This window comes from Streptomyces sp. NPDC001070 (genome assembly GCF_053598835.1).
Window position 1 is genome coordinate 356,594 of sequence record NZ_JBSFLB010000004.1, and the last position, 6,834, is coordinate 363,427.

General features: G+C 69.5%; 9 protein-coding genes. 6 read left to right on the top strand and 3 right to left on the bottom strand.

All coding sequences use genetic code 11. The annotated features are described in order from the left end of the window. Positions 1-52: 52 nt before the first annotated feature. Genes ACWDAS_RS07585 through ACWDAS_RS07595 form a run of 3 tightly spaced genes read left to right on the top strand, consistent with a single transcriptional unit; the run spans position 53 to position 2,789 of the window. On the top strand, positions 53-1,012 hold the full coding sequence (locus tag ACWDAS_RS07585) for an ABC transporter substrate-binding protein (RefSeq protein ID WP_450387909.1): 960 nt from the start codon (positions 53-55) through the stop codon (positions 1,010-1,012). A 29-nt stretch (positions 1,013-1,041) separates the two neighbouring features. After that, positions 1,042-2,004 carry an amino acid ABC transporter permease gene (locus tag ACWDAS_RS07590; protein ID WP_450387910.1) on the top strand — a complete coding sequence of 321 codons (963 nt, stop codon included), beginning with the start codon at positions 1,042-1,044 and terminating at the stop codon, positions 2,002-2,004. Next, on the top strand, positions 2,001-2,789 hold the full coding sequence (locus ACWDAS_RS07595; RefSeq protein WP_450387911.1) for an amino acid ABC transporter ATP-binding protein: 789 nt from the start codon (positions 2,001-2,003) through the stop codon (positions 2,787-2,789). The genes ACWDAS_RS07590 and ACWDAS_RS07595 overlap by 4 nt, the downstream gene beginning before the upstream one ends. A gap of 63 nt (positions 2,790-2,852) precedes the next feature. On the opposite strand, the gene ACWDAS_RS07600 is transcribed toward ACWDAS_RS07595, so the two are convergent. Continuing rightward, the gene (locus ACWDAS_RS07600; protein WP_450387912.1) at positions 2,853-3,203 is read right to left on the bottom strand and encodes a hypothetical protein; all 351 of its coding nucleotides are present in this window, start codon (positions 3,201-3,203) and stop codon (positions 2,853-2,855) included. Positions 3,204-3,607: 404 nt separating this feature from the next. After that, complete coding sequence (locus ACWDAS_RS07605; RefSeq protein ID WP_450387913.1) at positions 3,608-4,369, bottom strand: class I SAM-dependent methyltransferase; 762 nt, start codon at positions 4,367-4,369, stop codon at positions 3,608-3,610. Between the two features lie 79 nt (positions 4,370-4,448). Between ACWDAS_RS07605 and ACWDAS_RS07610 the strand changes: the two genes are divergently transcribed. Beyond that, complete coding sequence (locus tag ACWDAS_RS07610; RefSeq protein ID WP_450387914.1) at positions 4,449-5,078, top strand: CGNR zinc finger domain-containing protein; 630 nt, start codon at positions 4,449-4,451, stop codon at positions 5,076-5,078. On the opposite strand, the gene sodX is transcribed toward ACWDAS_RS07610, so the two are convergent. Beyond that, entirely contained in the window at positions 4,982-5,416 is a 435-nt protein-coding gene (gene sodX, locus ACWDAS_RS07615; RefSeq protein WP_450387915.1) for a nickel-type superoxide dismutase maturation protease, read from the bottom strand. The genes ACWDAS_RS07610 and sodX overlap by 97 nt on opposite strands. Positions 5,417-5,555: 139 nt before the next feature. Here sodX and sodN point away from each other — a divergent pair, with 139 nt between their 5' ends. Together sodN and ACWDAS_RS07625 are read left to right on the top strand one after the other, a co-directional pair. After that, complete coding sequence (sodN, locus tag ACWDAS_RS07620; RefSeq protein ID WP_018563636.1) at positions 5,556-5,951, top strand: superoxide dismutase, Ni; 396 nt, start codon at positions 5,556-5,558, stop codon at positions 5,949-5,951. Positions 5,952-6,380: 429 nt separating this feature from the next. Then, positions 6,381-6,554, top strand: a complete 174-nt coding sequence (locus ACWDAS_RS07625) for a hypothetical protein (RefSeq protein ID WP_450387933.1) — start codon at positions 6,381-6,383, stop codon at positions 6,552-6,554. Positions 6,555-6,834 lie beyond the last annotated feature (280 nt).

A 6,834-nucleotide genomic window follows, 5' to 3' on the forward strand; every position in this document is an offset into this window, starting at 1 on the left:
TGTGTACCCGGAAGATCGGCTGCTCCCAGGATCCCCGCAGGAGGAACCAGCAATGACCGCACGTACCACCCGTCGCTCGACCGTGACGAGCCGCTTCGCCGCGGTCGGAGCGATCGCGGTCGCCGGCGCCCTCGTCCTCACCGGCTGCGGCGACCAGACGGACAAGGGCGGTTCCCCGTCCGCGTCGAGCGGCACCTCCAAGGCCCCTCTGTTCGACAAGCTGCCGAAGTCGGTGCAGTCGGCCGGCGTGATCAAGGTCGGCTCGGACATCGCGTACGCCCCGGTGGAGTACTACAAGGACGGCAAGGCGGTCGGCATCGACCCCGACATCGCCGACGCCCTGAGCAAGCAGCTCGGCGTGAAGGTCGAGTTCCAGAACGGCAAGTTCGCCCAGCTCATCGTGGGTCTGCAGTCCAAGCGCTTCGACGTGATCATGTCGGCGATGAACGACACCAAGGACCGCCAGAACGGCGTCGACTCCGACACCGGCAAGACGGTCGGCGAGGGCATCGACTTCGTCGACTACTTCACCGCCGGCACCTCGATCCTGGTCCAGAAGGGCAACCCGAAGGGCATCAAGTCCCTCGACGACCTGTGCGGCAAGACCGTCGCGCTCCAGCAGGGCACCACCTCCGAGGGCATCGCCAAGGAGCAGGCCAAGAAGTGCCAGGCCGACGGCAAGGGCAAGCTCACCCTGCAGACCTTCGACACCGACCCCGAGGCGCTGCTCCGCCTCAAGCAGGGCGCCTCGGCCGCCGACCTCAACGACTTCCCGGTGGCCGCGTACAACGCGCAGACCTCCGGCGGCGGCAAGGACTTCGAGGTCGTCGGCGACCAGATCGAGGCGGGCCCGTACGGCATCGGTGTGACCAAGCAGAACACCGAGCTGCGCGACGCGCTCAAGGAAGCCCTGGACGCGATCATCAAGAACGGCGAGTACACCAAGATCCTCGAGAAGTGGAATGTCACTGACGGCGCGGTTACCTCCGCGACGGTCAACGGCGGCTCCTGACCCCGGCGTTCCACTGAAGGGCAGTCACTGTGACTGACAAGAACGACAAGGTGCCCTCCGGCAAGCCGCCGGAGGGCGCGGGAACCACGACGGCCACCGCGGGTGGGGTGCCGCCCCAGGCCATCAAGGCGATTCCGGTGCGGCACTACGGGCGCTGGATCTCGGCCGTGCTCGTCATCGCCGTGCTGGCGCTCATCGGTGTCGCGTTCTCCAACGCGGACATCAACTACGGCGTCATCCCGGACTACCTGACGGACGGGACCATCCTGTCCGGCGCCTGGCACACCCTGTACATCTCGATCCTCGCCATGGTGGTGGGTCTCGTCCTCGGCGTGGTGCTGGCCATCATGCGCATGTCGGACAACCCCGTCACGAGCTCGGTCGGCTGGCTGTACGTCTGGCTCTTCCGCGGCACGCCTGTCTACGTCCAGCTGCTGATCTGGTACAACCTGGCGCTGATCTTCCCCGTCCTGAACCTGGGGTTCTACAAGGACGAGATGAACCAGGTCATGACCCCGTTCCTGGCCGCCCTGCTGGGCCTGGGCCTGAACGAGGCCGCCTACATGTCGGAGATCGTCCGCGCCGGCATCCAGTCGGTCGACGAGGGCCAGAGCGAGGCCTCCCACGCCCTGGGCATGACCAAGGGCCAGACGCTGCGCCGCGTGGTACTGCCGCAGGCGATGCGGGTGATCGTCCCGCCGACCGGCAACGAGTTCATCAACATGCTCAAGACCTCGTCGCTCGCCTACGCCGTGCAGTTCAACGAGCTCCTCAAACGCGCCAACGACATCTCCAGCACCTCGCTGGCGGTCATGGAGCTGCTGTTCGTCGCCTCGATCTGGTACCTGATCCTGACCACCGTGTTCAGCATCGGCCAGTACTACCTGGAGCGCCGGTACGCCCGCGGCTCGACCCGTAACCTGCCGCCCACCCCGTTGCAGCGGATCAAGGCGAACCTCCTGTCCAAGCGCAGCCCGGAGGCGACGGCATGACGGACTTCAGCAAGGGATCGCACGGCGGGCCCATGGTCAAGGCGGAGGGCGTCCACAAGTCCTTCGGCCTGGCCCACATCCTCAAGGGCATCGACCTCGAGGTCGCCCCGCGTGAGGTGTTCTGCCTGATCGGCCCGTCCGGCTCCGGCAAGTCCACCTTCCTGCGGTGCATCAACCACCTCGAGAAGATCAGCGCCGGACGGCTGTGGGTCGACGGCGAGCTCGTCGGCTACCGCCAGAAGGGCGACAGGCTGTACGAGCTCAAGGACCGCGAGGTGGCCGCCAAGCGACGGGAGATCGGCATGGTCTTCCAGCGCTTCAACCTCTTCCCCCACATGACCGCCCTCGAGAACGTCATCGAGGCCCCGGTCATGGTCAAGGGTGAGACCAAGGCCGTCGCCCGTGAGCGGGCCATGAAGCTGCTGGACCGGGTCGGGCTGCGGGACCGGGCCGACCACTACCCGGCCCAGCTCTCGGGCGGTCAGCAGCAGCGCGTCGCCATCGCCCGCGCGCTGGCCATGGAACCCAAGCTGATGCTCTTCGACGAGCCGACCTCCGCTCTGGACCCGGAGCTGGTGGGCGACGTGCTGGACGTCATGCGGGGCCTGGCCGAGGACGGCATGACCATGGTCGTGGTCACCCACGAGATGGGCTTCGCCCGCGAGGTCGGCGACGCACTGGTCTTCATGGACGACGGCGTCGTCGTGGAGTCCGGTCACCCGCGCGACGTGCTCACCAACCCGCAGCACGACCGCACCAAGGCGTTCCTGTCCAAGGTGCTGTAGTCGGGAAGCGCGAAAAGCCGGTGTCCCGGGCCGTGCGGCCCGGGACACCGGCTTTCCCGTTGCTCAGTGCCCCCAGCGGGCGTGCCACCCGCCGTCGTAGTAGACGTCCCATCCGGCGTCACCCGGGACGGTGTTGCGGGCGCAGATCGTCTTGCTCACACCGGTGCCGTTGACGATGTTCCCGCGCGAAATCCCACCGCCGAACGGAATGGCGCACTTCATGATCGCCCGTGTCGGGCGGTTGCAGCGGTTGAGCGTGACCGTGACCTGGAACTCGAACTCACCGGTGTGCTTGGCGTAGACGTCCTCCGCGCACGGAGGGTCGGCCGCGGCGGAGGTCGCGGTCATGGGAACGGACAGGCCGGCCGGCAGGAGTGCCGAGCCGAGCAGGCCCGCGCGAATTCGCTTGTTCATCCGTCTCTTTCGGGTTGCCTGACTGGCACATGCCATATCCGTGCCAGCGATCGCACTGGCGATCGACAGCGATCCTGGCAATGCGCCCTCCGCCCGGTCATCGTGCGCCGGGCGGACTTCCTCCCCCGCCCTCGGACGGGGCGGGACGTCAACTCACTGCTACCGAAGGATGATTGGGGTCGCCGAACGGAGTCATGCACTCATCTGCCGATCACCCGCCGGCCGGGTTCCGGCCATCACGACGGTCCCGGCAGCGCGGTCGGCTGTATCCTCTCGCGGGGCGTCAGGCCCTCCTGCCCCGCTTGCCGCCGGGGTGCCACCACGGCCGCACTGTTCCCCGCGCCGTTCCGTGCCGTACGCGTACCGGAACCGCGGACGGTGGCCGGCACCGGCCGGGGCAAGGATCACTTCAGCCCGAGGACGATCGCATCCGAGACCGAACGCCAGACCTCCCGCGCCTCGCCGAAGCCGGCCTCCCGGAGCGCCGCCGCGTGCCACGCCGGCGGCAGCTCGTCTCCGTCGGCGTGCGATCCGTAGATCGCGTACCGCTCCTCGGTGGGCCCGGCCAGCACGGGGTCGGCCTTGGCGGTCGCCCACCACTGCTCCCAGTCCGGCACGCCCTCCGCCTTCTGCCGCTCCCGGCGGACGCGGTCCCGCTCGCGCACGGCCGCGTTCAGCCGCGGGGTCGTGGCGTCGGGCATGTGGTCGGCGTTGAGGAAGACCCCTCCGTCGCGCAGCAGGCCGGCCAGCGTGCCGTACAGGGTCTTGAGCGGCCCGGGCTTCAGCCAGTGCAGGGCGGTCGCGGTGAGCACGGCGTCGTACGTGGCGTACGGGAGCTTCGACGGCCACCGCGGGTCGCGCAGGTCGGCGGTGACGAACTCGATCCTGCGGTCCCCGGCGAAGTACCCGCGGGCGATCGTCAGCAGCGCCGGGTCGAGGTCCACCCCGGTCGACACGGCGCCCGGGAAGCGCCGCAGCAACCGGTCGGAGATGCTGCCGGTGCCGCACGCCAGGTCCAGCACCCGGGGCTCGGGGCCGGCCAGCGCCTCCACCATGTCGAGCATGACCCGGAACCGTTCCTCGCGGTCCGGCAGGTACCACTCCTGCTGCCGGTCCCAGCTGTCCTGCCAGGCCTGCCAGTCGGTCACCGCGGCGGTGTCGGACATACGTTTCCCCTCCAGCCGTAATACCCTTAGAGCAAGAGCAGTCATTACTGACCTTAGAGCGCACGCGTAAGGACTACAAGTGGAACTCGCCTATTACTCCGACTACGCCGTGCGCCTGGTGAACAGCGAGGAGCCCGAGCGCGGCATCGACAACCTGACCTCGGTCGACGCCGTGCGCGAGCTGTTCGGCCCGGCCAGCCAGGCGGCGAACCGCGCCGGCGACGCCGACGTGCAGCGGCTGCGCACCGTACGCACCCGGCTGCGCGGTGTCTTCGAGGCGGCCGCCGAGGGCGACGAGGTGCGCGCGGTCGACCTGCTGAACGCGCTGCTGCTGGAGTTCCCGGTCAGCCCGCAGATCTCCGGCCACGAGTACCTGGACGAGAGCGGCCGCCCGAACTGGCACATGCACCTCGCCGACCACGCGGCCACGGCCACCGCCTCCTACGCCGCGACCGCCTGCATGGGCCTGGCCTTCCAGCTCACCGACCTCGGTGTGGACCGGCTCGGCGTCTGCCAGGCCACCACCTGCCGCAACGCGTACATCGACACCTCGACCAACCGGTCGCGCCGCTACTGCTCCGACCGCTGCGCCACCCGCGCCAACGTCGCGGCCTACCGCGCCCGCAAACGCCTGGAGAACGAGCGGTCCGCCCTGAGCGGTCTGACGCAGGACACCAGCCAGCCCGCGACGCCCGCCACCGACCGCTGAACCTCGCGCGGCGGCCGGAAGCGCCCCCGCCCCCGGGCGAGCACCAGCTCGTCCGGGACGGTGCCGAACTCCCTGCTGTCGTTCTCCACGAAGGTGTTGTCGCCCAGTACCCACCAACCGTCCTCCCGCCGCTCCACGGCGCGTTTGACGATCAGCAGGTCCTGCTGGAGCGGATGCCGCAGCACCACGACGTCACCCTCACGGACGTCCTCGGCGCTCCTGACGTACTGCACCAGCAGCCAGTCGCCGTGCTGCAGCGTCGGCACCATCGACGGACCTGTCACCTCGACCAGCTGGTACGGCACTCTCCTCCTCTGCCCAGCCCCGGGCTCACGCATGCTCAGCCTCCTCCTCCATGCTCCACCAGCCCCAGAGTGACACCAGACTTTTGTCCTAAGCACCCAGGGGCGCCCGAGAAAACCACTCGACAGGGGAGTAATCTCCCTGGTGGAAAGACGATCACGAGGAAGGACAGTCATGCTCGCTCGCCTGTTCGCGCCCAAGGTCAAGGTCAGCGCTCACTGCGACCTGCCCTGCGGTGTCTACGACCCGGCCCAGGCCCGCATCGAGGCGCAGTCCGTCAAGGCGGTCCAGGAGAAGTACCAGGCCAACGAGGACCCGCACTTCCGCGCACGCGCCATCGTCATCAAGGAGCAGCGCGCGGAGCTCGTCAAGCACCACCTGTCGGTGCTGTGGAGCGACTACTTCAAGGCCCCGCATTTCGAGAAGTACCCGCAGCTGCACCAGCTCTTCAACGACGCGCTGAAGGCGGGCAGCGCCGCCAAGGCCTCGACCGACCCGGCGACCGGCCAGAAGCTGCTCGACCTGATCGACCAGATCGACGCCATCTTCCAGGAGACGAAGAAGGCCTGACCGGTCATCGGCGATCCGCGCCCGGTCCGTGCGGCCCCGTGAGGGCCCGCGCGGACCGGGCGCGGTCGTACGCACCCGAACGGACCGCGCCCGCAGGACAGCGCCGCCCGGAGCGTCTTGAATGGGCGCCATGCGCCGCTTCGCCCGGGTACGCATGCCGCGCCCGCCGGCTCTCGCCGCCCTCGGCCTGCTGGGCGCGCTGACCGCCGGCGGTTTCGCGGGGGCGGGTGCCCTGCCGCCCGCCGCGGACCGGCCCCCTCCCCCTCCGGTGGCGCGCTGCCGCGCCGGACGACGCGTACACCGGCGTGTACGCCGACGACTACCACGGCCCGATGACCGTGCGGGTCCGTGACGGCGTCCTGACGATGGAGCTGGGACCGGAGCCGATGCGATTCCCGCTGCGCCATTACGCCGGCGACACCTTCAGCCATGCGACGACCGGCGAGCACGGCCGGGCTGTCCGGTGTCGTCTTCACCCCGGCGCCGGACGGCCGGGCCACCCGGGTGCGCGTGGAGCATCTCGACGCCGACGGCCTCGGCACCTTCACCCGCGTCCCCGGGGCCTCCCCCGGCGGGCGGACCCCCCGGGCCGGAGGCAAGTGACGGCCCGGGGGGCGCTTCCGCGGGACACCGGCGCACCCGCCCGAGCCGTCACTCGCGCTCCCGCGCGCACTCACGCGCGCACACCGGGAGGGCCGGGGCAAAGCGAGGAAATCCGTGTGCGGGGCGCCCCGGCTTTGATGGACTCGCCCCCGTGGCGGAACGGCGTCCGGACGCCGGCAGTGAAAGTGCAGGTGAGGGGGTGTGGGTCTGGGTCGGGCGGGTGTGTCCGCTGTAGACTGGATCTCACTCGGACGGGTCAACCGACGTGCTAGCAGGAAGA